The sequence below is a fragment of the Methylobacterium sp. 10 genome (assembly GCF_000519085.1).
Taxonomy (GTDB): Bacteria; Pseudomonadota; Alphaproteobacteria; order Rhizobiales; family Beijerinckiaceae; genus Methylobacterium.
The window spans coordinates 4,631,817-4,657,390 of record NZ_KI912577.1; the positions used below are offsets into that span (position 1 = coordinate 4,631,817).

At 66.5% G+C, this 25,574-nt stretch carries 26 protein-coding genes and 1 tRNA gene; 11 read left to right on the plus strand and 16 right to left on the minus strand.

Features of this window, described 5'->3' with window-relative positions; genetic code table 11:
- Positions 1-184: 184 nt before the first annotated feature.
- Complete coding sequence (locus K368_RS0121830) at positions 185-1,396, plus strand: NADP-dependent isocitrate dehydrogenase (protein WP_027174203.1); 1,212 nt, start codon at positions 185-187, stop codon at positions 1,394-1,396.
- A 67-nt stretch (positions 1,397-1,463) separates the two neighbouring features.
- Here K368_RS0121830 and K368_RS0121835 read toward each other — a convergent pair whose 3' ends face one another.
- From K368_RS0121835 to glgX, 3 genes are all read right to left on the minus strand, one after another.
- Positions 1,464-1,787, minus strand: a complete 324-nt coding sequence (locus tag K368_RS0121835; protein WP_027174204.1) for a hypothetical protein — start codon at positions 1,785-1,787, stop codon at positions 1,464-1,466.
- Between the two features lie 35 nt (positions 1,788-1,822).
- On the minus strand, positions 1,823-3,445 hold the full coding sequence (locus K368_RS0121840) for a histidine kinase famiy protein (protein WP_027174205.1): 1,623 nt from the start codon (positions 3,443-3,445) through the stop codon (positions 1,823-1,825).
- A gap of 138 nt (positions 3,446-3,583) precedes the next feature.
- A complete protein-coding gene (glgX, locus tag K368_RS0121845) occupies positions 3,584-5,860 on the minus strand; it encodes a glycogen debranching protein GlgX (protein ID WP_245259643.1) in 2,277 nt (758 codons plus the stop codon).
- Between the two features lie 197 nt (positions 5,861-6,057).
- Here glgX and K368_RS0121850 point away from each other — a divergent pair, with 197 nt between their 5' ends.
- Positions 6,058-6,813 carry an SHOCT domain-containing protein gene (locus K368_RS0121850; protein WP_036266587.1) on the plus strand — a complete coding sequence of 252 codons (756 nt, stop codon included), beginning with the start codon at positions 6,058-6,060 and terminating at the stop codon, positions 6,811-6,813.
- 104 nt (positions 6,814-6,917) lie between these two features.
- Here K368_RS0121850 and K368_RS25315 read toward each other — a convergent pair whose 3' ends face one another.
- The 9 genes from K368_RS25315 to K368_RS0121900 all read right to left on the minus strand — a co-directional run bounded on the left by K368_RS25315 (position 6,918) and on the right by K368_RS0121900 (position 13,213).
- Positions 6,918-7,817, minus strand: a complete 900-nt coding sequence (locus K368_RS25315; RefSeq protein ID WP_081739643.1) for an NAD(P)-dependent oxidoreductase — start codon at positions 7,815-7,817, stop codon at positions 6,918-6,920.
- 15 nt (positions 7,818-7,832) lie between these two features.
- Positions 7,833-8,936: a CDP-glucose 4,6-dehydratase gene (rfbG, locus tag K368_RS0121860; protein ID WP_036266590.1), complete on the minus strand. Its 1,104-nt coding sequence runs from the start codon at positions 8,934-8,936 to the stop codon at positions 7,833-7,835.
- Positions 8,933-9,706, minus strand: coding sequence for a glucose-1-phosphate cytidylyltransferase (rfbF, locus tag K368_RS0121865; protein WP_027174209.1), 774 nt, complete (start codon positions 9,704-9,706; stop codon positions 8,933-8,935). Before rfbF ends, rfbG begins: the two co-directional genes overlap by 4 nt.
- Positions 9,707-9,752: 46 nt before the next feature.
- Positions 9,753-11,249, minus strand: coding sequence for a glycosyltransferase 61 family protein (locus tag K368_RS0121870; RefSeq protein WP_081739644.1), 1,497 nt, complete (start codon positions 11,247-11,249; stop codon positions 9,753-9,755).
- Positions 11,250-11,797: 548 nt separating this feature from the next.
- On the minus strand, positions 11,798-12,109 hold the full coding sequence (locus K368_RS0121880) for an ETC complex I subunit (RefSeq protein WP_027174211.1): 312 nt from the start codon (positions 12,107-12,109) through the stop codon (positions 11,798-11,800).
- A gap of 49 nt (positions 12,110-12,158) precedes the next feature.
- Positions 12,159-12,235: transfer RNA gene (locus K368_RS0121885), tRNA-Pro, on the minus strand.
- A gap of 142 nt (positions 12,236-12,377) precedes the next feature.
- A complete protein-coding gene (locus K368_RS0121890) occupies positions 12,378-12,629 on the minus strand; it encodes a pilus assembly protein PilZ (protein WP_027174212.1) in 252 nt (83 codons plus the stop codon).
- Positions 12,630-12,701: 72 nt separating this feature from the next.
- Positions 12,702-12,896: a hypothetical protein gene (locus tag K368_RS0121895; RefSeq protein WP_027174213.1), complete on the minus strand. Its 195-nt coding sequence runs from the start codon at positions 12,894-12,896 to the stop codon at positions 12,702-12,704.
- Between the two features lie 53 nt (positions 12,897-12,949).
- Complete coding sequence (locus K368_RS0121900; protein ID WP_027174214.1) at positions 12,950-13,213, minus strand: hypothetical protein; 264 nt, start codon at positions 13,211-13,213, stop codon at positions 12,950-12,952.
- Positions 13,214-13,392: 179 nt separating this feature from the next.
- Between K368_RS0121900 and K368_RS0121905 the strand changes: the two genes are divergently transcribed.
- Positions 13,393-14,094 (plus strand): glutathione binding-like protein, encoded by a 702-nt coding sequence (locus tag K368_RS0121905; protein WP_027174215.1) that lies wholly within the window; start codon positions 13,393-13,395, stop codon positions 14,092-14,094.
- 17 nt (positions 14,095-14,111) lie between these two features.
- Here the strand turns inward: K368_RS0121905 and K368_RS0121910 are convergent, their stop codons facing one another.
- The gene (locus K368_RS0121910; protein ID WP_051439962.1) at positions 14,112-15,026 is read right to left on the minus strand and encodes an MBL fold metallo-hydrolase; all 915 of its coding nucleotides are present in this window, start codon (positions 15,024-15,026) and stop codon (positions 14,112-14,114) included.
- 186 nt (positions 15,027-15,212) lie between these two features.
- On the opposite strand from K368_RS0121910, the gene K368_RS0121915 reads away from it, so the two are divergent.
- On the plus strand, positions 15,213-16,235 hold the full coding sequence (locus tag K368_RS0121915) for an LLM class flavin-dependent oxidoreductase (RefSeq protein ID WP_027174217.1): 1,023 nt from the start codon (positions 15,213-15,215) through the stop codon (positions 16,233-16,235).
- 75 nt (positions 16,236-16,310) lie between these two features.
- The gene (locus tag K368_RS0121920) at positions 16,311-16,679 is read left to right on the plus strand and encodes a hypothetical protein (RefSeq protein WP_027174218.1); all 369 of its coding nucleotides are present in this window, start codon (positions 16,311-16,313) and stop codon (positions 16,677-16,679) included.
- Positions 16,680-16,924: 245 nt separating this feature from the next.
- Here the strand turns inward: K368_RS0121920 and K368_RS25320 are convergent, their stop codons facing one another.
- Positions 16,925-18,154, minus strand: coding sequence for a GGDEF domain-containing protein (locus K368_RS25320; RefSeq protein WP_051439963.1), 1,230 nt, complete (start codon positions 18,152-18,154; stop codon positions 16,925-16,927).
- A gap of 411 nt (positions 18,155-18,565) precedes the next feature.
- On the opposite strand from K368_RS25320, the gene K368_RS0121930 reads away from it, so the two are divergent.
- The 4 genes from K368_RS0121930 (at position 18,566) to rimM (ending at position 21,548) form a co-directional block, all read left to right on the plus strand.
- Positions 18,566-18,796: a glutathione S-transferase gene (locus K368_RS0121930; protein ID WP_036266591.1), complete on the plus strand. Its 231-nt coding sequence runs from the start codon at positions 18,566-18,568 to the stop codon at positions 18,794-18,796.
- Positions 18,797-18,813: 17 nt separating this feature from the next.
- Positions 18,814-20,376 (plus strand): signal recognition particle protein, encoded by a 1,563-nt coding sequence (gene ffh, locus K368_RS0121935; protein ID WP_027174220.1) that lies wholly within the window; start codon positions 18,814-18,816, stop codon positions 20,374-20,376.
- Positions 20,377-20,486: 110 nt separating this feature from the next.
- The gene (gene rpsP, locus K368_RS0121940; protein WP_027174221.1) at positions 20,487-20,849 is read left to right on the plus strand and encodes a 30S ribosomal protein S16; all 363 of its coding nucleotides are present in this window, start codon (positions 20,487-20,489) and stop codon (positions 20,847-20,849) included.
- Between the two features lie 12 nt (positions 20,850-20,861).
- A complete protein-coding gene (gene rimM / locus K368_RS0121945) occupies positions 20,862-21,548 on the plus strand; it encodes a ribosome maturation factor RimM (protein ID WP_027174222.1) in 687 nt (228 codons plus the stop codon).
- Positions 21,549-21,576: 28 nt separating this feature from the next.
- Here rimM and K368_RS0121950 read toward each other — a convergent pair whose 3' ends face one another.
- Positions 21,577-22,368, minus strand: a complete 792-nt coding sequence (locus K368_RS0121950; protein WP_027174223.1) for a DUF4239 domain-containing protein — start codon at positions 22,366-22,368, stop codon at positions 21,577-21,579.
- A 79-nt stretch (positions 22,369-22,447) separates the two neighbouring features.
- Positions 22,448-23,188 (minus strand): methyltransferase domain-containing protein, encoded by a 741-nt coding sequence (locus K368_RS0121955; protein WP_027174224.1) that lies wholly within the window; start codon positions 23,186-23,188, stop codon positions 22,448-22,450.
- 138 nt (positions 23,189-23,326) lie between these two features.
- On the opposite strand from K368_RS0121955, the gene trmD reads away from it, so the two are divergent.
- Positions 23,327-24,058: a tRNA (guanosine(37)-N1)-methyltransferase TrmD gene (trmD, locus tag K368_RS25325; RefSeq protein WP_036266593.1), complete on the plus strand. Its 732-nt coding sequence runs from the start codon at positions 23,327-23,329 to the stop codon at positions 24,056-24,058.
- A 144-nt stretch (positions 24,059-24,202) separates the two neighbouring features.
- Positions 24,203-25,369 carry a phosphoserine transaminase gene (locus K368_RS0121965; protein ID WP_027174225.1) on the plus strand — a complete coding sequence of 389 codons (1,167 nt, stop codon included), beginning with the start codon at positions 24,203-24,205 and terminating at the stop codon, positions 25,367-25,369.
- Positions 25,370-25,574 lie beyond the last annotated feature (205 nt).

The window sequence follows — 25,574 nt, forward strand, 5'->3', positions numbered from 1 at the left end:
GGAATGGCCCGCACATTCCCGCCCCATCGCCGGATGTCCAGGGGGATCGGCGATTTTCGACCCGGCCGACGCCCCGCGCGATCTGTAAGGGGCACGGCTTTCGCGTCCTGTTGCAGCGCGCTATGACCGCCACAGCGGGAGCGCGGCCGGCCCCGGCCGCGTGATGAGAAAGGTTCTGAGGATCATGTCGAAGATCAAGGTGGCGAACCCGGTCGTCGAACTCGACGGCGACGAGATGACCCGGATCATCTGGAGCGAGATCAAGTCCAAGCTCATCCACCCCTATCTCGACCTCGACCTGGATTATTACGACCTCGGCGTCGAGCACCGCGACGAGACGAACGACAAGGTCACCGTCGATGCGGCCGAGGCGATCAAGCGCCACGGCGTCGGCGTGAAATGCGCCACCATCACCCCCGACGAGCAGCGGGTGGAGGAGTTCAAGCTCAAGGAGATGTGGCGTTCGCCCAACGGGACGATCCGCAACATCCTCGGCGGCGTGATCTTCCGCGAGCCGATCATCTGCAAGAACGTGCCGCGCCTCGTTCCCGGCTGGACCCAGCCCTTCGTCATCGGCCGCCACGCCTACGGCGACCAGTATCGCGCCACCGACTTCAAGGTGCCCGGCAAGGGCCGCCTGACCATCAAGTTCGAGGGCGACGACGGCACCGTCATCGAGAAGGAAGTGTTCAAGTTCCCCGCCGCCGGCGTCGCGATGTCGATGTACAACCTCGACGAATCGATCCGCGACTTCGCCCGCGCCTCCCTGAACTACGGCCTCGCCCGCAAGTACCCGGTCTACCTGTCCACCAAGAACACCATCCTGAAGGCCTATGACGGCCGCTTCAAGGACCTGTTCCAGGAGGTGTTCGACGCGGAGTTCAAGGCCAAGTTCCAGGCGCTCGGCATCACCTACGAGCACCGTCTCATCGACGACATGGTGGCCTCGTGCCTGAAATGGTCGGGCGGCTACGTCTGGGCCTGCAAGAACTACGACGGCGACGTGCAGTCGGACACCGCCGCCCAGGGCTTCGGCTCGCTCGGCTTGATGACCTCGGTGCTGATGACGCCGGACGGCCAGACCGTGGAGGCGGAAGCCGCGCATGGAACGGTGACGCGCCATTACCGCGAGCATCAGAAGGGTAAGGAGACCTCCACCAACTCCATCGCCTCGATCTTCGCCTGGAGCCGTGGCCTCGCCCACCGCGCCAAGCTCGACGACAATGCCGATCTGGCCAAGTTCGCCAACACCCTGGAGACGGTCTGCGTCGACACGGTGGAGGCCGGCTTCATGACCAAGGATCTCGCCCTCCTCGTCGGCCCCGACCAGAAGTGGCTCTCCACCACCGGCTTCCTCGACAAGGTCGACGCGAACCTGAAGGCCGCCATGGCCTGAGGACGAAGTGCGGGTTCCCCCTCTCCCCGCGTGCGGGGAGAGGGGATTCGCGCCGGCCATCGCCGCTTCAGGATGAGGGTCTTGCCGCCTCGGCATTCCGCTTGCGGGTCGCGGCAGCTTTTTTCGCTGAGGCCGAGCGTTGTTCGGTGGTGCGGGAGGCCGAGGCCTTTCCGCCGACGGCGCCGCCCTCGTGGGCGGCCGGATGGGTGCTCGACTTGCCCCTGCCCGATCCGCCCGGATGCTTTCCGCCGCCATCGTCCTTGTTGACGGTCGCCCAGGCCCGCGCCTCGGCCTCTTTTTCCGGCACGCCGCGCTCCTCGTAGGAGTCTGCGATGTGCTCGGCCTTGCGGATCTGCTTGTCGGTGTATTTCGACTTGTCACCCTGCGGCATGGCGAGCCTCCCGTATCAGGCCCCTCGCCGCCGCCTCAGCTGTCGGCGGTCGGACCGTCGAGGATGGCGCGAACGCGGCGGATCAGATCGGTCCGGCGATAGGGCTTGTTCAAGAGATCGAACTCCGAACCCCCGGCATCGGTTCGCTCAAGGCTCGCCTCGGCGTAACCGGTGGTCAGCAGGATCTTCAGGTGCGGCTGGCGCTGCTTGGCTTCACGGGCGAGGACGATACCGTTCATGCCGCCCGGCATGATGAGGTCGGTGAACAGCAGGTCCACCGAGCCATTCGAATCGAGGATGTCCAGGGCTTCGCGGCCGTTCCGGGCCATGAACAGCGTGTAGCCGAAATCCCGCAGGATGGTGCGCGCCAGTTCAGCCACGTCCTCCCGGTCGTCGACGATGAGGATGGTCTCGGTGCCCTGACGGTCGGCCGTCTGCTGCACCGCGCGCGTGGGCTGCCGGTCGTCGGCGGCGGCGGCCGGGAAGGACAGGCGCACGCTCGTGCCCTTGCCCTCCACAGAGTCGATCTGGACCGCGCCGCCGGATTGCTTGGCGAATCCGTAGACCATCGACAGGCCGAGACCCGTCCCCTTGCCCTCGTCCTTTGTAGAGAAAAACGGCTCCATCACGCGGGCCAGGATCGCCGGTGGAATGCCCGCTCCGGTATCCGTGACGGTCACCGTGACATAGCGCCCCTCGCTCAGGGGACCCGGCCCGCGTGAGGAATTCGCGGCGATGTCTTGGTTGTCCGTGGAGATGACGAGATCACCGCCATCGGGCATGGCGTCGCGCGCATTGATGAGGATGTTGAGAAGGGCGGCCTCTGCCTGCGCCGGGTCGACCCTGCAATTCCAGAGGTTCTCGCGCAGGTCGAGGCGCAGGTCGACCGCATCGCCGAAGGTCCGCCGGGCCAAGTCCTCCATGCCCTTCACCAGAGCATTGAGATTGACCGCGCGGCCGTCGAGACGCTGCTTGCGCGCGAAGGCGAGGAGCTGCTGGGTGAGAGTCGTGGCCCGTTCGGCGGCGGTCCGGATGTTGTCGGTTGCCCGCCGCAGGCGGTTACGGTCCGCGTCCGGCTGGTCGAGACCGGTGCTGAGAATATCGACGTAGCCGACGATGACCTGGAGAAGGTTGTTGAAATCGTGGGCGATGCCCCCGGTCAACTGGCCGAGTGCCTCCATCTTCTGGGCCTGGCCCAGGGCCTCTTCGGCATCCCGCCTTCGGGAGACGTCGAGCTGCGAGGCGAAGAAGTAGACCAGCTCCCCGGCCGCATCGTAGATCGGCGCCACGTACAGCGCGTTCCAGAAGGTCGACCCGTCCTTGCGGTAGTTGAGGATCTCGATGGCGAGTTCCCTCTTGCCCCGGATCGTGTCGCGCAGCAGCACCACGGTCGCGGGGTCGGTGTCGGGCCCCTGGAGGAAGCGGCAATTACGGCCGACGATCTCCTCGCGGCCATAGCCCGTCATGTCCGTGAAGGCGTCGTTGACGAAGATGATCGGGTTGTCGTCCTGCCGCGGGTCGGTGACCACCATCGGCATGCGGGTCGCTTCGACCGCCGTGAAGAAGATGTCGCTGGTCTGGTCGGCGATCTCCGAGACCGCCCCGGTTCTCGCGCGCGGCGGATCACCTGCGGGGCGTGTCTCGGGAGGGTTGATCATCATCGGTCGATTGATTGGCCATGGAAGACGGGACGGTCAGCACTGAACAACGGTTCGCATCGCATCCGTTTCCTTGACGATCCCCGTGATGACGACGCAGGCGCACCATCCACCTGCGTCGTCTCTGTCACGGAAGGCCTATTTCGCCGACGGGGCGAAGCGCACGCTCTCGATATTGGCGCGCTCGAAGGCCTGCATCACGTGCTGGTAGGAGCGCTCCATCTCGGTCACCTCGCCGTCCTGGGTCTCCTCGGGCTTCAGCACGAACATCAGCATCGAGCGCCCGGTGACGTCGTAGCGATCCCCGATCGCCCAGGTGCCGACTTCCTGACTGTCGGGCAGGTTGGTGTCGAGGAGCCGCGTCCAGCCGACGCCGCCGACGGAACCCGGCAGGGTGAAGGAAACGAGGTCGCTGTAGGCGTTGTAGAGGATCAGCAGCGTCGCATCGCCTCCCCGGCGGTGGATGCCCGAGGCCTGGGCGCGACCGTCGAGGAGGACGGCGATGGAATGCGCGCCGCCATCCGACCAGTTCTCCGTGGACATCTCCTCGCCGTCGGGTCTGAGCCAGGTGACGTCCTTGACGCCGAGGTCTTCGTCATAGGCGCCGCTGAGGAAGCGGCCGCGGGTGAGGATCGGCAGGGCTTCGCGCAGGATCGTGAGGCGCTGCGTGAACTCGGCGAGGTCGCGACCCGCATCGTCGATCCCCTCCCAATCGAGCCAGGAGATCTCGTTGTCCTGACAATAGGCATTGTTGTTGCCGCCCTGGCTCCGGGCAAACTCGTCGCCGGCGAGCAGCATCGGCGTTCCGCGCGACAGGAACAGCGTCGCCATCATGTTGCGCATCTGGCGGGTGCGGACGGCGCGGATCGCCTCGTCGTCGGTCGGTCCCTCGACGCCGTAATTGTTCGAGAGGTTGTGAGAGTGGCCGTCCCGCCCGTCCTCGCCATTCGCGAGGTTGTGCTTCTCGTTGTACGAGACCGTATCGTTCAGGGTGAACCCGTCATGGGCGGTGAGGAAGTTCACCGAGGCCCAGGGCTTGCGCCCACGCTTGTTGAACTTGTCGGCCGATCCGGTGATGCGCGAGGCGAGGCTCGGCAGCAGGCCGGAATCCCCGCGCCAATAGCCGCGGACATCGTCGCGGAACCGGTCGTTCCATTCCGCCCAGCCTGGCGGGAAGCCGCCCACCTGGTAACCACCCGGACCGCAATCCCACGGCTCGGCGATGAGCTTGACCGAGTTCAGCACGGGGTCCTGCCGGCAGGTATCGAGGAAGCCGCCGCCCTCGTCGAATCCGTGCGGCTCGCGCCCAAGGATGGTGGCGAGGTCGAAACGGAACCCATCGACCCGCATTTCCGTCGCCCAGTAGCGCAGGGAATCCGTGACCAGTTGCAGGACGCGCGGGTGTGACAGATTGAAGGTGTTACCCGTGCCGGTATCGTTGATGTAGTAGCGCTCGTCGCCGGGCATCAAGCGGTAATAGGAAGCGTTGTCGACGCCCTTGAACGACAGGGTCGGACCCTTCTCGTTGCCCTCGGCGGTATGGTTGTAGACCACGTCGAGGATCACCTCGAGGCCGGCACCGTGCATCCGCGCCACCATCTCCTTGAACTCGGAGAAGGCGAAGTCCGGCACCGCCGCGTAGCGCCGCGCGGGGGTGAAGAACGAGATCGTGTTGTAGCCCCAGTAATTCACCAGGTTCTTTTCCTGGAGATAGTCGTCCTGCACGAAGGCATGGACCGGCAGCAGCTCCACCGAGGTGACGCCGAGGCTCTTGATGTAGTCGAGGACGGCGGGGTTGCCGAGGCCGGCATAGGTGCCGCGCAGCTTCTCCGGCACCGCCGGATGCAGCTTGGTGAAGCCCTTCACATGGGTCTCGTAGAAGATCGTCTTCTCCCACGGCACATGCGGCTTGCGGTCCCGTCCCCAGGTGAAGGCGGGGTCGATGACGCGGCTGCGGCGGGTGAACGGCGCGGAATCACGCTCGTCGAAGGTGAGGTCGTCACCCGTCTCCATCTGGTAGCCGAACAGGGCCGGGTTCCAGGTGATGGAGCCGACGAGGCCTTTGGCGTAGGGGTCGATGAGCAGTTTGTTGGGGTTGAAGCGATGGCCGGCCTTGGGCTCGTAGGGGCCGTGGACCCGGTAGCCGTAGATCGTGCCGGGACGCGCGTCGGGGAGATAGCCGTGCCAGATCTCGTCGGTGTACTCGGGCAGCTCGATCCGCTCGAGTTCCTGCTCTCCGGCATCATCGAACAGGCAGAGTTCGACCTTGGTGGCATGGGCCGAGAACAGGGCGAAATTGACGCCGAGGCCGTCCCAGTTTGCGCCCAGCGGGTAGGGCGATCCCTCTTTGATGCGCGATCGCACCGCCTTCGTCTGCGCGGCGGCCTGCGTCATCGGGGGGTTCTTGGCGACCATGATCACTCCAGGGGGGGGCTCGCTGCCTGAGGCGGAGCCCGACGGCATGAATTCTGGCGAGTGAACGTTCATGCTTGACCGTAAGGTCCGCAAGCGCGGAAACTTTTTGCGGTGCGAGACGCACTTTCGCATCAGTGCCGTACTATGATCGGGTCGCTTTGCCGCGCTCGACATCGTTGCCGTCCTGGAGCCAGCCCATGCCCGACAGATCTTCCGTTTTGCAGACCGTCGCCGACCGGCACGGCGTCAGCATCGACGCCGTCCGCCATCTCATGCGCGCGCTGGAAGCGGGCAATGGGACGATGGCCCAGTTCAACCATCCCGAACTCGGAGGGTTCGGTCAATGGTCGTCCGGCGGCATGACCATGATCGGCAACATGTTCGACGCCAATCTCAAGTCGCGCGTGGCGGCGATCTGCTTGGATCTCGCCCAATCCCTGCCCCCCGGCGGCTGGGACGACGGCTCGGCCTCCGCGACCTGGTGGCCGGCCGAACTCGGACGACCGGCGACATCCGGCTCGCAGAACAGCATGCGCTACGCCTATTTCCCGGATAGCCGGCTGCTCGCGGTGGAGACCGCCGGCACGCTCGTGCTCTACGATACCGGGCATTACGACATTTCCGGCGTCTCGCAGCAGCAGGGCGATACCCAGAGCCTCCGCTTCAGCGGCCGCAACGGTTACGTCGACCTCGAATCGCTCCAGCGGGTCAGCGTGGCCCCCGCACCGGAACGTTCCCTCGAACCGAAGCCGTTCCACCCCGACCCGATCGCGGCGCCGATCCGCGCCGAAGACCGTCCGCGCCCGGCCTCGGAGCCGGACTCCCACCAGACCGGAAACCCCTCGGGGGACGTGATCTCGACCCTCGAGCGCCTGTCCGAACTCCATCGCAAGGGCGTGCTGACCGAGGCGGAGTTCTCGGCCAAGAAGGCCGAACTTCTGGCCCGGCTGTAAGGATTCCGTCCGCCTGAACGGGTCTGCCCCGGCAGACCCGTTCAGGCTCGCGGGGAGGCGCAGGTCTTCAGAACAGAATCTGAATCCGCCGTCGCGAAAGTCGCTTAGGCGCGCGCGGCGACCAAGCGGCTGCGCGCGTCGGCGATCAGCTGCGAGATCCCCTCATCGAGATCCATTCGAGCGGTCCAGCCCAGATCTCGCAGGACGGAGGTATCGGCCACCATCTCCGGCGGCTCTCCGGCGCGGGGGGGAAGCGACCGATGCCAGGGCCGATCGAAGCCGCTCGCCCGGATGGCGCGCTCGATGAAGTCACCGAGCGGCACCGCGACACCTGACCCCAGCGGCACATCCTGCCATGGGGCAAGCCGCCCTCTTGCATCGATCAGAGCGAGGAGGGCCGAGACGGCATCGTCCACATGGACGAAATCGCGGCGTTGCGTTGCCGGCGTGGTGACGAGCGGCTTCAGGTTCTCGACGAGTTGCAGGGCGAGACCGGGAACGAACTTGTCCGGATCGTCGCCCGGACCATAGATCATCTGCAATTCCGCATTCGCCACATGCACGCCCGTTCGACCCTGTGCGACGAGAAGGCGGGCGAGATCGACGAACTGGCGCTTGGTCAACGCATAGAGGTTCACCGCGGGTGGCAGGGTCGTCGCGGTATTGATGAACAGCGTTCCGGGACCCATCGCCCCGAGCAGCGCCGCGCTCAACGTCACGTTCGCATCCACCATCGTCGCCGCGCTCTCGCCCCGCCGCCCCTGGGCGGCGGCGAGGTGGATCAGCACATCGGGCGCGAGCGCGCCCACATGCCGTGCCGCCTCATCCGCACCGGCAAAGCGAAAGATCGAGGCCCCGCCGGATTCGAGCGCCGAGGAGGGACGGGCCAGGAGGGCGACGTCGTCGCCCCGCGCCACGAGAGCGGCGGTCACTCTCCTGCCGAGGAAGCCGGACGCTCCGGTTATCGCTACCCGCACCGTACCGGCCTCCTTGCCACGTCCCACCCAAGCCGCACCACGTTACGGGCGCGCGGCCATATCGGCCAGGAACAGGTCGATCTCGGCCTCGCTCAGGGCGCCGACGGGTTCGCCCGCGAGCCGACGCTGCGACCAGTCGACGATCCGCTCCAGGGTCCGGTCCAGGCGCCATGTGGGCCGCCAGCCGAGCCGCTGGCGTGCCTTCGAGCAGTCCAGCGACAGGGCATGCGCCTCGTGGACATGCCCGTCCTTGTCCAGCTCCCAGCGCGCCGTGCCGCCATACAGCGTCACCATCCGGTCGACGATGTAGCCGACCGGGCGGATGTCGTCCCCGTCACAGGCGAAGTTCCAGCCTTCGGCCCAGTCATGGCCGTCCTCGTACAGGTGCTCGGCGATGCGGAGATAGGCGCCGATCGGTTCGAGAACGTGCTGCCACGGCCGGGTCGCGCCCGGATTGCGGATCACGGCCGGCTTGTCCGCCTCGAAGGCCCGGAGGATGTCGGGGACCAGACGATCCTCCGCCCAGTCGCCGCCGCCGATGACGTTGCCCGCGCGCACCGACGCGACCCGGGCCGAATCCGGCGTCGAGAAGAACGACTTGCGCCACGACGCGATGACGATCTCGCACGCGCCCTTGCTGCTGCTGTAGGGATCGTGACCGCCCATCGGGTCGTTCTCGCGATAGCCCCAGGGCCATTCGCGGTTCTCGTAGCACTTGTCGCTGGTCACCGAGACGACCGCCTTCACCGACGGCGTGGCCCGGACGGCTTCCAGCACATGGATCGTGCCCATGACGTTGGTGGCGTAGGTCTCGGCCGGCTCCCGGTAGGACAAGCGTACCAGGGGCTGGGCCGCGAGGTGAAGCACGATCTCCGGCTGCGCCTCCGCGATCAGGCGCTTGACGAGTTCGGCGTCACGGATGTCGCCGATATGCGACGTCATCCGCTTGGCGATCTCCGCCTCCTCGAACAGGCTCGGCTGCGTCGGCGGCGCGAGGGACAGGCCCGTCACCTCGGCTCCCCAGCGGGTGAGCCACAGGGAGAGCCACGCGCCCTTGAAACCGGTATGACCCGTGACGAAGACACGCTTGCCGCGCCACCATGCGGCGCCCCCGCGTTCGGATGCGGCGCTGGCTGCGGCGCTCATGCCCACACCTTCCAGGGAGCCTTGCCGGACGCCCACAGGCTCTCGAGCATGTGCTTGTCGCGGAGCGTATCCATTGGCTGCCAGAAGCCGCGATGCTCGAACGCCATCAGTTCCCCGTCGCTGGCGAGGCCGCGCAGCGGCTCCTGCTCCCAGACCGTCAGGTCGTCGGCGATGCGCTCGATGACCTTCGGCGACAGGACGAAGAAGCCGCCGTTGATCATCGATCCGTCGCCCTTGGGCTTCTCCTCGAAATTCGTCACGACCTTGTCGTGGATGCCCAGGGCACCGAATCGACCCGGCGGGTAGGCGGCGGTGAGCGTCGCCTGGCGGCCGTGCTCGCGATGGAAGGCGAGGCTGGCGGTAATGTCGACGTCGCCCAGCCCGTCGCCGTAGGTGAAGAAGAATTCCTTCTCGTCGCGGACATGGTCCGCCGTCCGCAGCAACCTGCCGCCCGTCATCGATTCCTCGCCGGTATCGACCAGCGTGACGCGCCACGGCTCGGCCCAGCGACGATGGAACACCATCTCGCCACTCGACAGATCGATGGTCATGTCGGAATTGTGGAGCGCGTAGTTCGCAAAATATTCCTTGATGACATAGCCTTTATAGCCACAGCAGATCACGAAATCGGTCACGCCATGAGCGGCATAGATCTTCATGACATGCCACAGGATCGGCCGGCCACCGATCTCCACCATGGGTTTCGGCTTCACCGATGTTTCTTCACTGAGACGGGTGCCGAGCCCGCCCGCCAGGATGATCGCTTTCATAGTCACTCCTCGGAATATGTGAGAACAGAAATGGTATGCGGCGACATCAGCCGGCGGCCAGCACCCTATCGATATCCGCGATATTGGGCGACCACTCGGACGTTACTGGGTTCATGGGCTGAAGCACGAACGTATGATGATGCCCGTAGACGGTCGACAACCGCGTGAAGCACGTCTGAACGCCCAGCATCTTGGATTTGGCCAGCGTGGTGGGCGCGATCTCGAGGACCCTCACACCAGGCTTGGCGAAGACGAGATGCGACAAGCCAGCGCCATGTGCGCCGACCACCAGTTCCGCATTGCGGAACAGATTGATCTTGTCCAGCAGGCCAAGCTCGCTCAGCACCATCGGTGTGATGCCGCGTTCAGCGAGAGCTGTCTCGAATTCCAGTTCGCCGGCCATGGAACGGCGTGCCGAATCGCGGCGGGAAATATAGAAGCGGCGGGGAATCTGGCGATCGTTCCGGTGTTCCGCCGCGGCGATAAGGTCGCCATACGTTCTCTGGAAGGCATCCCTGCGAGGAAGTACACCGATCTCCCCGTATCCCACATATAGCCGGCGACAGAATACTGGTCCCTCGATTGCGATAAGCTGGTGTTCAGGGATGCCAAGCACGCCGAGCGCGTCTTTGGCCAAACTCAGATGTTGCTTCCGGAGCAGGATCGGGCAGTCGGGCGTGCTGGGATCGAGGCGCCAGGCGAGGCCGCTCAGCCGTCGCACGATCCACTCGAAATAGCCTTTGTGCCGGCCGGCGCAGCTGAAGGCTGTTTCGAAGAGGGGTACGGATGTTGGGTCGGTCACGTTTGGTCCGACGCCGTCCGGTGCCTGGAAGACGCTCCCGTCCGCCGACCAGATCATTCCCAATTCGTTGGTGAAAACGTCTCTGTATTCCGTGACGACGGGAAATTTCTTTTGTTCGAGACGCACTTCGAACTTGGCAAACAGCGTCTTGACGAGTTCCTCGATCTCCGGTTCGATCCCGTCAAGGCGCACGACTTCGATACGCGACGGGGGCACACTGAAATTTTCCGAGTCGGTGGGGAAACGATGTGTCACGGTTTCCGTTCGTGCAGCTCGCGGCGCTATGAATCTTGAGATCAGCCGACGGACTTCGCGGCGTGTGACGCGGTCTTTCGGCATCTTCTTGAGGCGCACCGCGAGCCGTCGGGCCTTGTCTGATTTAAAATCAGGAGGAAGCTCATTCAGGACTTCAGCGGCGTCGAGTGGTCGCTTCCACTTCGTGATCAGTGACGCGAGTTTGATGACGCGATCGGCATCGTCGATCTGTCGGCTCTCGGCACAGCAACGTTTAATCTCTGCTTCATCGCCGAGCTCGAGAGCAGCGCGCAATTGATAATCGAGAAAATAGGGATGATCGACTGGGCTCTGGCTCTTCTTGGCGGCCAGGAGGAGTTTCAGCCAGCGCCCCGCAGAAGCAAAACCTTTCAGCTTGCGCATTGTCCGGCGATAGCTCTCATTGGCGGGCGATACGGCCGACTCTATAATAATCGAAGTATCCATCGGTTTCGTATCACGATCCATCTGTTATAACCTTACGGCGTAAATCGATCGACTGTCGCCCAACAGTTTGCGCATATGACATGTTGATAAATGATGGAGGCTGTTTGATAAAGGATGGAGGCTGTCATCGCCCGTTGATCCCCGGGGGAAATTAGGCAGTATGGGAGCGAATGACGCTCACGAAAAATACAATCGATCCGATCGTCGTTTGGGTCGTATGTGCAACCACTCCCAATGTCATGGCTTCACGGTCCCTTAAGTTTTTCTGCGCCGCGATCACGACATCATCCACAGGCAGGTCCGCTATAGCATGAGAGTGATGTGGTCCATTCCGATCTGAAAAGCAGGTCTCGTGCCGATAACGATTGATCATCGGCCCTCCCCGTTCTCACTCCCAGATCGTCACCCGATGTTGTAGCATGGGCTCAATGACCGAAGATGACATGCGCGAATCACGCGCCGCACTGATCTTGCTGGCCGTCGCTGTCGCGTCGGTCCTGATTTTCGGAGCCGTCACGATTTTGATTCAGCTCTGAGCCGAACGTCCCGATCGCGGCTCCGCGGCGACCTCAGTGCGTCCAGGGGGCCGTGCGATTGAATTTGAAATTATCGGAATAGGACAGGCCCTTGCGGATCGCCGGCTTCTGGGGCTGCTCGACCCGGTAGGTGATGCCGTTGCGGGTGGCGTAGGCGACGGCTTCTTCCTGCGTCTCGAACGACAGCCTGACCTGCTGCAGCATGTCCGACGATCCGGTCCAGCCCATGAGGGGGTCCGTGTCGCGCGGTGAGCTCTGGTCGAATTCCAGCAGCCATGCCTTCGTGCGGGCCGTGCCGGATTGCGAGGCATCCTTGGCGGGCTGGAAGATTCGGGCACTCGGCATCGTGGGGTCGATAGCTCCTGCAAGAGGGAACGGCCGATACACACGCGATTGGTCGGGGCGATAGGATTCGAACCTACGACCCTCTGGTCCCAAACCAGATGCGCTACCAGGCTGCGCTACACCCCGACACGCTCGCGCGCAGAGGGGAGGTACGGTCTTTGGAAGCAAACAGCAAGCGCGCCGGAGTGATAAGCGCGAGGATGATGAAGGGGAACCGAATTTCTCCCGCCCCTCCCCTGTCCGGAGGATGCTTCGTCGGTACTGGCGTTCAGACCGAGAAAGCCACGCCGAGCTTCCGATCCCGCCTCCAGACCACGGTACAGGCGCGCGGCTTGGCGTAGGCGGTCATCACCAGGATGAACTCGTCCGGGACCGCCTCCGGAACCTCGACTTCGATCTGCGCGCCGGTTTCGGACTGATCCCAGACCAGGCAGTCGATATCAGCTCGGGTGCCCCCGAAGGAAAGCGCCCCGATGCGAAAGGCATCTTTGCGTGAGGCGCTGCGACGATTGGTAGTCACGTCATGGATCCCGTTCTAACCGGACATCGACTGTCATCGACGCAGGTTAATTTTCAGGCCTTTGGTATCCTGCTAGACCAACACGTCGACGACACGGTCCTGGCCTGTCGGACGGGCGTTCGAGGTTGGTGCGGTGGGCGCGCCCACATTGACGGAGACCAGCTTCGTCTCGGCCTCCCGATCGCGCAGGGCCTCCATGCGGGCGCTCGTTACCACGTCGATGGCTTTCAGCACTCCGAGCGAGTTCAGCGAGACCGTGATCGTCATCGGGAGGGGCCTCCGTCGATGGATGGGGCTGTGATGCCTCGTGGTGCGAGATGCTACGCGAGGATGTCGAGGACGCGCTTTTCGGTGTCGAGGGACGACGTCAGCACCGCTGTGTTGAGCTCGAAGCTCGCCTTGCTCTCCATCAGCTGCACCGCCGAGCTCGACAGGTCCACCTGCGTCGCGCTGGGCAGGCTCGTCTCCACCTGCATCGGGCTGGGCAGGGTCATGCCGACCGAGGCGATCTGTTCCGCCGCGTTGCCGAAGCGTTGGGAGGCCGCCACCATCCCGCCGCTGCTGATCGAGATCGCGCTGCTCATCCTGCCAATCTCCCGCTCGGGTTTCCCTTGAAGGATCATGCAAGCACGAGAACCCTGAATCGATCGGTCGAACAATCCCTCGCATTCGAGTGAACGGCGCGGCTTGACCTCCGTGCGGGCGGTCGCCAACTCGACTTTCGGCGCTGCCCGGCAATCGCGGCGCGCTGAAAGGAATTTCGATGATCGATCTGCATTACTGGCCGACGCCGAATGGCCACAAGGTGACGATGTTCCTGGAGGAGGCCGGACTTGCCTACACGATCAAGCCGGTGAACATCGGCAAGGGCGAGCAGTTCAAGCCGGATTTTCTCGCCATTGCCCCCAACAACCGGATGCCGGCCATCGTCGATCACGAACCGCCGGGGGGCGGCGCTCCGATCACCCTCTTCGAATCGGGGGCGATCCTGCTCTACCTCGCCGAGAAGACCGGGCGCTTCATCGCCGCCGACCTGCCGGGGCGGGCTGAGGTGCTGCAATGGCTGTTCTGGCAGATGGGCGGGCTCGGCCCCATGCTCGGCCAGAACCACCACTTCTCCCAATACGCGCCGGAGAAGATCCCCTACGCCATCGACCGCTACGTCAAGGAGACGAACCGCCTCTACGGCGTCCTCGACCGGCGCCTGGCCGATCGCGAGTTCGTCGCCGGGCCGGCTTATTCCATCGCCGACATGGCCTCCTATCCGTGGATCGTCCCGTGGGAGAAGCAGGGCCAGACGCTCGACGATTTCCCCAACCTCAAGCGCTGGTTCACGGCCATCGCCGAGCGTCCCGGCACGAAGGCGGCCTATGCCCGCGCGCCGGAGGTCAACCCCGACCACGGCAAGACCATGAGCGAGGACGCCAAGAAGGTGATGTTCGGCCAGACCGCCAAGCGGGTCTGACCTCAAGCGCGCCTGACCTATCGCCGGAGGCTGTCGAGCCTCACCGGCGCGGCATGCGGGCGGGTCGCCAGCATGCCGTCGATGAGCGCCAGCACCTCGGCCCGGCCGCAATTGGCGGCCGGTTCGAACGGCGTCCAGGTCTGGGTGAAGTCGAGCTGGGCGAAGACGTCGCGGTAGCGGCGCAACTCGTTGGTGGTGAGCGGTACGCCACGCACGAAGGCCTTGTGGGCCGAGATCGTCTCGGCCCGGCGGAAATCCTTCGGGTCGAGCTCGAACTTGAGGGCGTCGCCGCAGAAGAGGATCTTTCGCGATCTGTCGAACAGGACCGCATGGCCGTCGAAATGGCCGGCGGTGCGGTGGAGTTCGAGGCCGGGAAGCGGTTCGAGGAAATCGTCGTAGGGCCAGGAGACCTGCAAGGCCGCACTCCAGATGAAGTCGGCGGCCGGCAGGCACAGTTCCGGATCGAACCGGTCCTGCAGCTGCACCAGCGCCCCGTAGGCATGCGGGTGCGAGGAGGACAGGACCTGCATGCCGCCGAGCGCGGCGATGTGCTTCAGCGCCGCCTCGCTGAAGACCGGGCAGGCCTCGAAGCCCATGTTCCCGTCGGGCGTCTGGATCAGGTAGGCGCTCGGGCCGATGCCCGAGACGGGATCGTTCCAGAAGCGCCAGATGCCCGGCTCCAACTCCTCCCAATGGCAGGGGAAGCGTTCCTGCGCCTCGCGCTCGCTCCAGAACTGCCAGCCCTTCTGCGGCACCACGTGACGTGCGTCGAGGCACATCGGGCACGAGGGCGGCGGCTCGAAATGGCGCTGCCAGTACCCGCAATTGTCACAGGTATAGGCGGGAAGATCGAGGGCGCCCGCGAAGGGCAGGTATCCGGGAGACACGGCGGCGTTGCTCGGGTTCGGGGCGGGAGGTCGAGGCACAGCCATATAGGTCGCCTCGCGAAGCTGTCGCGGGTCGGGGGACGATCGCGTCTCCCGGAACCGGCCGGAACGCATGGCTCCTGCGCCGGGGTGCCCGGTTGCGGAGCGGCGGTCCCGTCTCGATCTTCTCAAGCAATAGGGACGTTCATGGCCGGCGCGAGCCGGTCGCCGCTGCAAACGGACACGCGAATCATGACCCCTCTTTCCGTCCTCGACCTCGCCTTCGTGCCGCAAGGCGCGACGCCCGGTGACGCCCTGCGCAACACCCTCGACCTCGCCAGGGCCGCCGAACGCCTGGGCTACCGGCGTTTCTGGCTCGCCGAGCACCACAACATGGTGGGCATCGCCAGTGCGGCGACCTCCGTCGTCATCGGCCACGTGGCCTCGGGTACGAGCCGCATCCGCGTCGGGGCCGGCGGGGTCATGCTGCCGAACCACTCGCCCATGGTCATCGCCGAGCAGTTCGGCACGCTGGAGACCCTGTATCCGGGCCGGATCGATCTCGGCCTCGGCCGGGCGCCCGGAACCGACCAGCGCACCTTGCGTGCCCTGCGCCGCTCGCCCGAGACGTCGGATCAGTTCCCGCAGGACGTCCTGGAACTCCAGGCGCTGCTGGGCGATGCGCAGCCGGGACAGGTGATCCAGGCCGTGCCGGGGACGGGCACGAAGGTGCCGCTCTGGATCCTCGGCTCCAGCCTGTTCGGGGCGCAACTGGCCGCCATGCTCGGCCTGCCCTACGCCTTCGCCTCGCATTTCGCGCCGGACGCGCTGATCCAGGCGCTTGCCGTCTATCGCGAGCGCTTCACCCCGTCCGAGCAGTCGACGGCGCCCCATGCCATGGTCGGCGTGAACGTCGTGGCGGCCGAGACCGACGCCGAGGCGCGGCGCCTGTTCACCTCGGCGCAGCAGCAATTCGCCAACATGTTCCGTGGCACGCGGGGCCTGCTGCCGCCGCCCATCGACGATATCGAGACCTACTGGTCGCCCTCCGAGAAGCGACAGGCCTCGGGGATGCTCGCCCGTGCCATCGTCGGGTCGCCGGAGACCGTCCGTCGGGGGCTCGCCGACCTGATCGCCGAGACCGGCGCGGACGAACTCATGGTCGCGAGCGCCATCCACGACCACGCCGCGCGCGTGCGCTCCTACGAGATCCTGGCGGATGTGGCCGCTACTCCGATCCGGGCCGCGCCGGCGCGGGAACTCGTCGAGAGCTGACCCGGCTCCGCCGGGCGGGGCCTCGCCTCGCCGGGGCGGTGTGCCTATGGTGCGCCACCAACCCCACGGGCCGACATGATCAAGAAGACGCACCTCCCCTCCGACGCGACCCTCGCGGACGTCGTCCCCACCCTGGAGGAGGCCGATGCCTATCTGAGCCGGCTGCTGACCAACATGCGCTTCTGCCAGAAGCGGCACGGCAACGCCTCGGTGCGCATCGCGGTGACGGGCAAGGGCGGCCACCCGTCCTACCGGGTCGATTACGTCAAGCCGGTGGCGCCCGACCCGGACGGCACGGCGTTCGACGCCTATGGCGGCAAGGCCCATTACAGCTTCACCGCCATCAACATCATGGAGACGAACTGGAGCAGCCGCTCCATGAGCATCGACGAGGTGCTGAAACTCCAGGCGGAATTGCGGAAGCCGAAATTCGAGGACCGGTGAATCCGGGGCGCCGGCTGACCGTCCCCGGTCGAACCTATGGGATTCACACTTCTGTTTTTTCGCGCAGACCGCGTCCCTCTCCCCCTTGTGGGGAGAGGTCAGGAGTGGGGGTGGCGCCGCTTGCCTCCGCAGCGTGAGGGTCGCCCAATTACCCCCACCTCCAACTCCTCCCCACAAGGAGGAGGAGGGTCCCGCGCATCCCGCGGCATGTGTGAATGCCGAGTGATTGACCGGAGGCGGCCGGTTCAGCCTGCCAACGGGATGCGTGAGCCCCGGTCTGCCAGACGCGCGTTCGTCGCCCCGCCCGCCTGACCGGCGCCGAAGCCCGGCCGAGATGTGAAGGGCAGAAACGTCCAGCCGTCTCGTTTCCGGCCCTTCGTGGCGTAGAGCGCGGAATCCGCGCATTCGATCAGCTCCTCCGGCGTGTGGCGCCTGCCGGGGACGGCCGAGGTCACGCCGATGCTGATCGTCAGCCCGATGGTCTCCCCGTGCCAGAGGAAGGGCGAAGCGCGCAGGGCGGCGTTGGCCTGCTCGGCGATCTCGCTTGCAGCATCCCCCTGGACGCCACGGAGCAGGATACCGAATTCGTCGCCGCCGAGGCGGGCAAACACGTCCACGGAGCGCATGCCCCGCCGCACCGTGTCCGCCACGTGTTTGAGCGCGGCATCGCCGGCCACGTGGCCGAGGCCGTCATTGATTCCCTTGAACCGGTCGAGGTCCATGAGCATCACGCTGAACGGCTCGCCGGTCTCGCGCGCGCATTCTTCGGCGAGCAGCCGCATGAACTGGCGGCGATTGGGCAGGCCGGTCAGGTCGTCCTCGGCGGCCAGCCGCTCCACCTTCGCCATCAGGCTGTCGACCACCGAGACGATGAAGCCGAAATTCCAGACGATGCCCGCGAGGATGAAGACCAGCAGGTCGATGGCGGCGAGGGAGACCAGGGAGACATCCGGTGCGATACCGCTGAGCCTCACCGTCACCGCGCAGGCGACGATGCCATGCGCGGTGATGGCGGTCGCCAGGGCGCACATCGTGATGATGGCGCCGAGCTCCCGGGTCCGGCGCCGGGCGAGATAGAGGACGGCGAGTGCCAGGGGAATGCATTGCGACGTGACGTAGAGCGGGTTCTGGCCCCACCAGGGCCGCCAGGTGATGGCCATGGCCAGGACGCTTGCGCCCAGCAGCCCGGCATGGAGAGCCCAGAGCGGCCGGTCGCCGTGGAAGCGGCGCAGACCGATCGTATTCAGGTGGAAGGCCAGACAGGCGATGGCATTGCCGCCGACGGTCGTCGCGAAATGCCCGGCGCCGCCATCGATGGCGAGCAGGATCCCGCCCGCGACATTGGCGACGCCGCCCGCCAGCCAATAGCGCAATCCGGCGAGCGTCCTGTACCGATAGAGGATCGTCGCCCAGAGGACGCAATGCGAGAGGCCCGCGATCAGCACGACCAGATAGAGCGTGTAGAAGTCCGGCATGCGGGACGGGCGTCTCTCTCGTGAGCCACGAACTTCGGGGCTGGTTCTCGATCGAGCCCGCGGGCCAGGATTGCGAGTCGTCCGCGGTCAAGCTCGATAGCATGGATGCCGAATACGTGACTCGCAGCCGTTCCCGTGACTTCGACAGCCGATAACGCGAGGAACTCAGCATACGCGCTGCCGCGACCCTGCGCCGGGCGTAGCCCTTGCTTTCCACCGCGATCTTGACTTGGTGCCGATCTTGACTTGCGGTGGCTCACGGACTAGTCCGCCACTCTCATATCCGACGACATGTCGTCAACACGAACGCCGACCGGCCCTGTGAGGCCGGAGGTCAACGCCCGACAGCGCGATGCGCCCTCGGGCGAGCTTCGCGTTGGGAGCAGGTCGTCACTCCGCCGATCCAGCCGAGTGAGTCTCGCCCTGTCGCCATCCCATGAAACCCTTCGCATCGAGGAAGCAGTCAACGAGGTCTGCCCCTGGTCGGGCAAGCCGATCGCGGCCGATTCCCTGACGCTCTACAACGGTGCCGTGGTCGGGTTCTGCAACCCCGATTGCCGGGACAAGTTCGCGGCGGCGATCAACGGTTTCGAGGCCGCGCTGCAGGCGCGCCGCGTCTCGTCCGCCGGCCTGTTCCAGTAGGTTCGGAGACACACGCGATGTTCGAAGGCCTGTCCGACCGCCTGTCCGGTATCCTGTCCGGGCTCACCCGGCGTGGTGCGCTCACGGAAGCCGACGTCACCGCGGCGCTCCGCGAGGTGCGGCGCGCTCTGCTCGAAGCCGACGTGGCGCTCGAAGTGGTGCGGGGCTTCACCGAGAAGGTCCGCGAGAAGGCGGTGGGCGCCGTCGTCGTCAAGTCTGTGACGCCCGGCCAGATGGTCGTGAAGATCGTCAACGACGAACTCGTGGCCATGCTCGGCTCGGAAGCCGGCCTCATCGATCTCAATGCGCCCGCCCCCGTCGCCATCCTGATGGTCGGCCTCCAGGGCTCGGGCAAGACCACCACCACCGCCAAGATCGCCCGGCGCCTGACCAACCGCGACAAGCGCAAGGTGCTGCTCGCCTCCCTCGACACCCGCCGCCCGGCCGCCATGGAGCAGCTGGCGATCCTGGCCAAGCAGGTCGGCGTCGAGAGCCTGCCCATCGTCGAGGGCCAGTCGGCGGTGCAGATCGCCCGCCGCGCCATGGATGCCGCGCGCCTCGGCGGCTTCGACGTGGTGATGCTCGACACGGCCGGCCGCATCACCCTCGACGAGGCGCTGATGGCCGAGGCCGCCGAGGTCAAGGCGGCGACGAACCCGCACGAAGTCCTGCTGGTGGCCGACGCGCTCACCGGTCAGGACGCGGTGGTCACCGCCCGCGCCTTCGACGAGCGCCTGGGTGTCACCGGCATCGTGCTGACCCGCATGGATGGCGATTCGCGCGGTGGCGCGGCCCTCTCCATGCGTGCCGTCACCGGCAAGCCGATCAAGCTCGTCGGCACCGGTGAGAAGGTGGACGCGCTGGAGGAGTTCCACCCCTCCCGCGTCGCCAACCGCATCCTCGGCATGGGCGACATCGTCTCCCTCGTGGAGAAGGCGGCCGAGACCATCGACCACGAGCAGGCGCTCCGCACCGCGGAGAAGATGCGCAAGGGCAAGTTCGACCTCGACGACCTGTCGATGCAGCTCGCCCAGATGGAGAAGATGGGCGGCATCGGCGGCCTGATGGGCATGCTGCCCGGCATGGGCGCCATGAAGAAGCAGGTCGAGGGCGCCAATCTCGACGAGAACATGTTCAAGCGTCAGCGCGCCATCATCTCTTCGATGACCGCGCAGGAGCGCAAGAATCCCGACATCCTCAAGAATTCCCGCAAGAAGCGCATCGCGGCGGGGTCGGGGACGAAGGTGGAGGAGCTCAACAAGCTCCTCAAGATGCACCGGACCATGGCCGACATGATGAAGGCGATGGGCTCGGGCAAGCGCGGCATCGGCCAAGCGCTTGGCTCGATGTTCGGATTGGGCGGCGGCGGAATGGGCGGCATGCCCGGCCTCCCCCCCGGCATGCCCGAGCCGACGCCGGAGCAGATCGAGGCGATGCAGAAGCAGATGGGCGGCAAGCTGCCGGCCATGCCGCCGGGTTTCGGCGGCGGAAAGATGCCGAGCCTTCCGGGGCTCGGAGGACCGAAGGGGCCGGGCGGTCTGCCGGGCCTCGGCGGTTTCCCGTTCGGGAAGAAGAAGTAGGGGCGAATGGGGAGTAGCGAATAGCGAAGGGGCGGCAGGCCGGCTCTCTTCGCTACTCACTACTCGCTATCCGCCAAGAACGATCAGATTACCAACCTCAGGAGCACACCATGTCCCTCAAGATCCGTCTCACCCGTGGCGGCGCCAAGAAGCGCCCGTATTACCGCATCGTCGTCGCCGACGCCCGCGCGCCCCGCGACGGCCGCTTCATCGAGAAGGTCGGCGTCTACGACCCGATGAAGCCCAAGGACGATCCGGCCCGCATCGTGCTCGAATCCGAGAAGATCCAGGCCTGGCTCGCCAAGGGCGCCCAGCCCACCGACCGCGTCCTGCGCTTCCTCGACGCCGCCGGCCTCGCCAAGCGCCCCGCGCGCAACAACCCGCAGAAGGCCGAGCCGGGCGAGAAGGCCAAGGAGCGCGCCGCCAAGCGCGCCGAGAAGGCCGCCGCCCCGGCCGAAGACGCCGCAGCCTAAGGCGATCCCGCGATGGCGCGCCGTCCCGGAGGCAGCACCCCCACCGGCGATGGCGGCCGTCGCGACCGCCCGGGCCGTATCGGCTCGGGTTCGGCGACCTCCGCGCATCGGCCCCGACCGATGCCGGAGGTGCCGCTCCCGTCCACGGATCCGAGCCTCGTCCAGATGGGCGAGTTCGGCCGTGCACACGGGCTCAACGGCGAAATTCGCCTGAAATCCTATACCGGCGATCCGCAGGCGATCGGCTCCTACGGGCCGCTGATCGGCGCCGGGGGGCAGCGCATCGAGCTCACCGACGTGCGCCGCGCCGGCGGAGCCTCACCCGACCTGCTCGTGGTGCGGGTGAAGGGCGTCTCCGACCGCAACGGCGCGGAAGCCCTGAACCGCCTCGCCATCTACCTGCCGCGCGACCGCCTCGGCCAAGTCGAGGACGAAGACGAGTTCTTCACCGCCGACCTCGTCGGGCTCGACGTGGTGGATGTCTCGGGCGCGGTCCTCGGCACGGTCACCGACGTGCCGAATTACGGCGGCGGCGATCTCCTGGAGATTAAGCCGGCCCTTGGCGGTCCCACCGCGCTCCTGCCCTTCACCAAGGCGTTCGTCCCGACCCTCGACGTCGCCAACGGCCGGATCGTCATCGATCCGCCCCAGGACCTGTTCGCGCCCGCCGGGCCGAAGCCGCCCGACGAGCCGGTCTGAGGCGAGAGCGCCCGGACCGGGATACCGGTCAGGGCTTGACGCTCGTCATCGTCGTCCGCGCCGTCTCCAGCGGTGCCGACGTCACCGGCATCGGCCCGTCGAACGGCCGCTCGTGCAGTCCGATCATGCCCAAGGTCGTCACCGTGGCGATCGAGAACAGGATCATCGCCACGGCCTGCGGCACCGGCTTGTCCACATGGATCAATCCGATGGACACGAGGGTGAGCAGCGCCAGCACCATCAGCGTCAGCCATTTCGACTGGTCGCCCTGAACGTCGGCGAGGCCGAGGCGCGTACCGCGCTCGGCCCGCAGGTTCATCACCGCATCGAGAAGGCTCCCATGCGCGGCGGCTCCCGCCTCGGCGCTGTGCCGGGGATCGGCCACGGACTGCATCAGCTGGCCCAGGGCCTCGTTGGCGGTCGCCGACGACTCGCCCACCGTCATCTTCGGCCATTCGTCGTCGATCAGCGCGTTCGCATAGGCGACCAGCTTGGTGCGGATCACGGACATGTCGGATGCCGTGGCGAGGCTCAGATCATGCACGGCGAGCAGGTTGGTCTTCTCCGATTGGACGATCTTCGTTGCCTGCCTCTGACGCTCCCAGGCGTCGTTCGCCACGAAGCCCGTGAGCAGCGCCAGCATCACCGAGATGGCGTTGAAATAGGGTGCGACGACGCCGATCCCGAGTTTGTGCATACCCGGCCGGGTCGCGGACCAGTTGGAGAGGATGCTGATGGCACCCATGCAGACCGCGAAGACGGCGCTCAAAAGGACGAACATCTGCCAGACCGGCTGATCGAGCCAAAACGTCAGGACCACGCAAACATTCTCCCGCTCGGTGTTCGAGGCGGGGCCACCGTAGCGATTCGCCGCTACCGAACCGTGAATCCGGGCGCGATCACGGCCGGTCGGATCGCGTCGTCACGTCCTTGCATGGGGTGATCGCGGAGGGGGCGGGACGCGCTCCGATTGTGGGCGCCTCGAAGATCGCGAGATAGCCGACCCCGCCCTCCAGCACCGAGAAGCCGGTCTCCCGGTAGCCCGCCGCCGTGAGTTCGCACCGCAGCAGGGCCGGCGGCGTGCCGTGCCGCGAGGGAATCGCGTCGGCATCGACGATCCCGACCCGGCCGCCGGGCTTCATCGCGGCGGCGAGGTTGTGCAGGAGGCCGTAGGGCTGGCTGATCTCGTGATACATGTGGACCAGCAACGCCGCGTCGAGGGAGCCGGACGGGAGCCTCGGATCGTGGGGTTCGCCCCGCACCACGGTGACGTTGCCGAGCTTGGCGCGCGCGATGCGTGCCGTCAGGTCGGCGAGGTAGCGCGGCGTCACGTCCTCGGCGATGACCCGCCCCTGCGGCCCGACCCGCTCGGCGAGACGCACCGTGTAATAGCCGCTGCCGGCCCCGATATCGCCGACCGTCTCCCCGGGCGCGATCCGCATCAGCCGGGCGACCTGCCCGACCTCATCGACTTGGTCGCGCTGGGATTCCGACGCCCAGAGGGGCGCGATGATCTCGGCCACCGGCCTGTCCGGCCTCGGAAAGGCGGAGGCGGGGGCGCCGGGAGGTGCCAGCGGTTCTGCGGCGAAGGCCGGGACGATGAGGGTGAGGAAGGCCGCGAGGGCGAGACGACGGGACATGACGGGACAACGAGACCGCCCGCCGGGAAGTGCCCTCCCCCGGTTGCGGCGCGTTGGCCTTCGTCCGCGGAGCCTGTCGCGGTGTGAGACCGGAAAGGGATTGTTGACCTACCCTGACCACACGCGCCATCAAGCGGCATGACGAGCGCGCCCTGGTCCGCAACGATCCTCACCCTCTACCCCGAGATGTTTCCCGGCCTCCTCGGGATGTCGCTCTCCGGCGATGCCCTCGCGCGCGGAACCTGGACCCTGGAGGCCCGGCAGATCCGCGAGCACGGGATCGGGCGCCACAGGGCGGTGGACGACACCCCGGCCGGCGGCGGCGCGGGCATGGTGCTCCGCTGCGACGTGCTGGGTGCGGCCATCGATGCCGCCGCCTCCCCCGGCGATACCCGCCCCCGGCTGCTCATGAGCCCGCGCGGCCGCCCCCTGACGCAGGGCCGCGTGCGCGAACTGGCGGAGGGGCCGGGAATCGTCGTGGTCTGCGGCCGGTTCGAAGGGGTCGACGAGCGGGTCATCGCGGCGCGGGGCCTCGAGGAGGTCTCCATCGGCGACTACATCCTGTCGGGTGGCGAGGTTGCGGCCTTCGTCGCCATCGATGCCTGCGTGCGCCTGCTGCCCGGCGTCATGGGCAAGGCGGTCTCGGGCGACGAGGAGAGCTTCGAGGGCGGGCTCCTGGAATACCCGCACTACACCCGGCCGCGGGAGTGGGAGGGCCGTGCGATTCCCGACATCCTCACCGGCGGCAACCATGGCGCCATCGCCCGCTGGCGCCGGGACGAGGCGGAACGGATCACCCGCGAGCGCCGGCCCGACCTGTTAAACGCGGATAAATCTCATCCGACAAAGGCCCGACTCTCAAAGACTTGATCGGAAAAACCGATGCCTTTGTGCTCGGCGGGACTGAATTTCTTGCCCGAGCATCTTGCTAAGTCGCCGAGACAGGTTCATTGGCAGCGCCGGGCCACTCCTCCCCAACGAGGAGCATTCATCTGTAAGGATGGACTTTTCATCATGACACGTCCCAACACGCGCCCCCGCGTGCCGAACTTCTCGTCCGGCCCCTGCACCAAGCGTCCGGGCTGGACCCTGCAGGCCCTTCAGAACGCCGCGCTCGGCCGCTCGCACCGCTCCCCCGCCGGCAAGGCCAAGCTGGTCGAGGCCATCGAGCTGACCCGCACCGTGCTGCGCGTGCCCGCCGATTACCGCATCGCCATCGTCCCCGCCTCCGATACCGGCGCCGTCGAAATGGCCATGTGGTCGATGCTCGGCCCGAAGACCGTCGAAGTCGCCGCCTGGGAAGCCTTCGGCTCCGAATGGGTCACCGACGCGCTGCAGGAACTCAAGATCTCGCCTATCGTCCACCAGACCGCCTACGGCGTGCTGCCGGACCTGTCGGCCATCGACACCCGGCACAACGACGTCATCTTCACCTGGAACGGCACCGCCGCCGGCGTCCGCGTGCCGAACGGCGACTGGATCGCCGCCGACCGCGAAGGCGTCACCATCTGCGACGCCACCTCGGCCGCCTTCGCCATGCCCCTCGACTGGGCCAAGCTCGATGTCGTTACCTTCTCCTGGCAGAAGGTGATGGGCGGCGAGGCGGCGCACGGCATGCTGGTCCTCTCGCCCCGCGCTGTCGCGCGCATCGAGAACAACACCCCCGCCTGGCCGATCCCCAAGGTCTTCCGCATGGCCAAGGGTGGCAAGCTGATCGAGGGCATCTTCAAGGGCGACACGATCAACACGCCCTCGCTCCTTGCGGTGGAGGATTACCTCGATACCCTGCGCTGGGCGCAAGGCATCGGCGGTCTCGACGCGCTCCATGCCCGCGCCGACGCCAATGCCAAGGTCGTCCACGACTGGGTGGCGCGCACGTCCTGGATCGGGCACCTCGCCGTCGATCCGGCGACGTATTCGAACACCGGCGTCTGCCTCGTCATCACCGATCCGGACGTCCTGGCCAAGGGTGACGCCACCGTGGCGGCTGTGGCCAAGGGCATCGCCGATACGCTCGATGCCGAGGGCATCGCCTTCGACATCGGCGCCTATCGCGACGCGCCGGCCGGCCTGCGCATCTGGTGCGGCGGCACGGTGGAGACCTCGGACCTCGAGGCCCTGATGCCGTGGCTCGACTGGGCCTATGCGGCTGAAAAGGCCAGGCTCGCCAAGGCTGCGTGAGGCAATGCTCCCTCCCCCTCTCCCCTCTGCGGGAGAGGGTGGCCCGCGCAGCGGGTCGGGTGAGGGGAGCGCGCCGTCCGGAGAGGTCGTCCCCTCTCCCGGTCGCTCCGCGACCACCCTCCCCCGCATCGGGGGGAGGGTCGAGACCTGCCGCGCCGTCTCCCGAGTTCGCACCCCATCCCCCTTTCTCAAGAGCCGGAGGCCA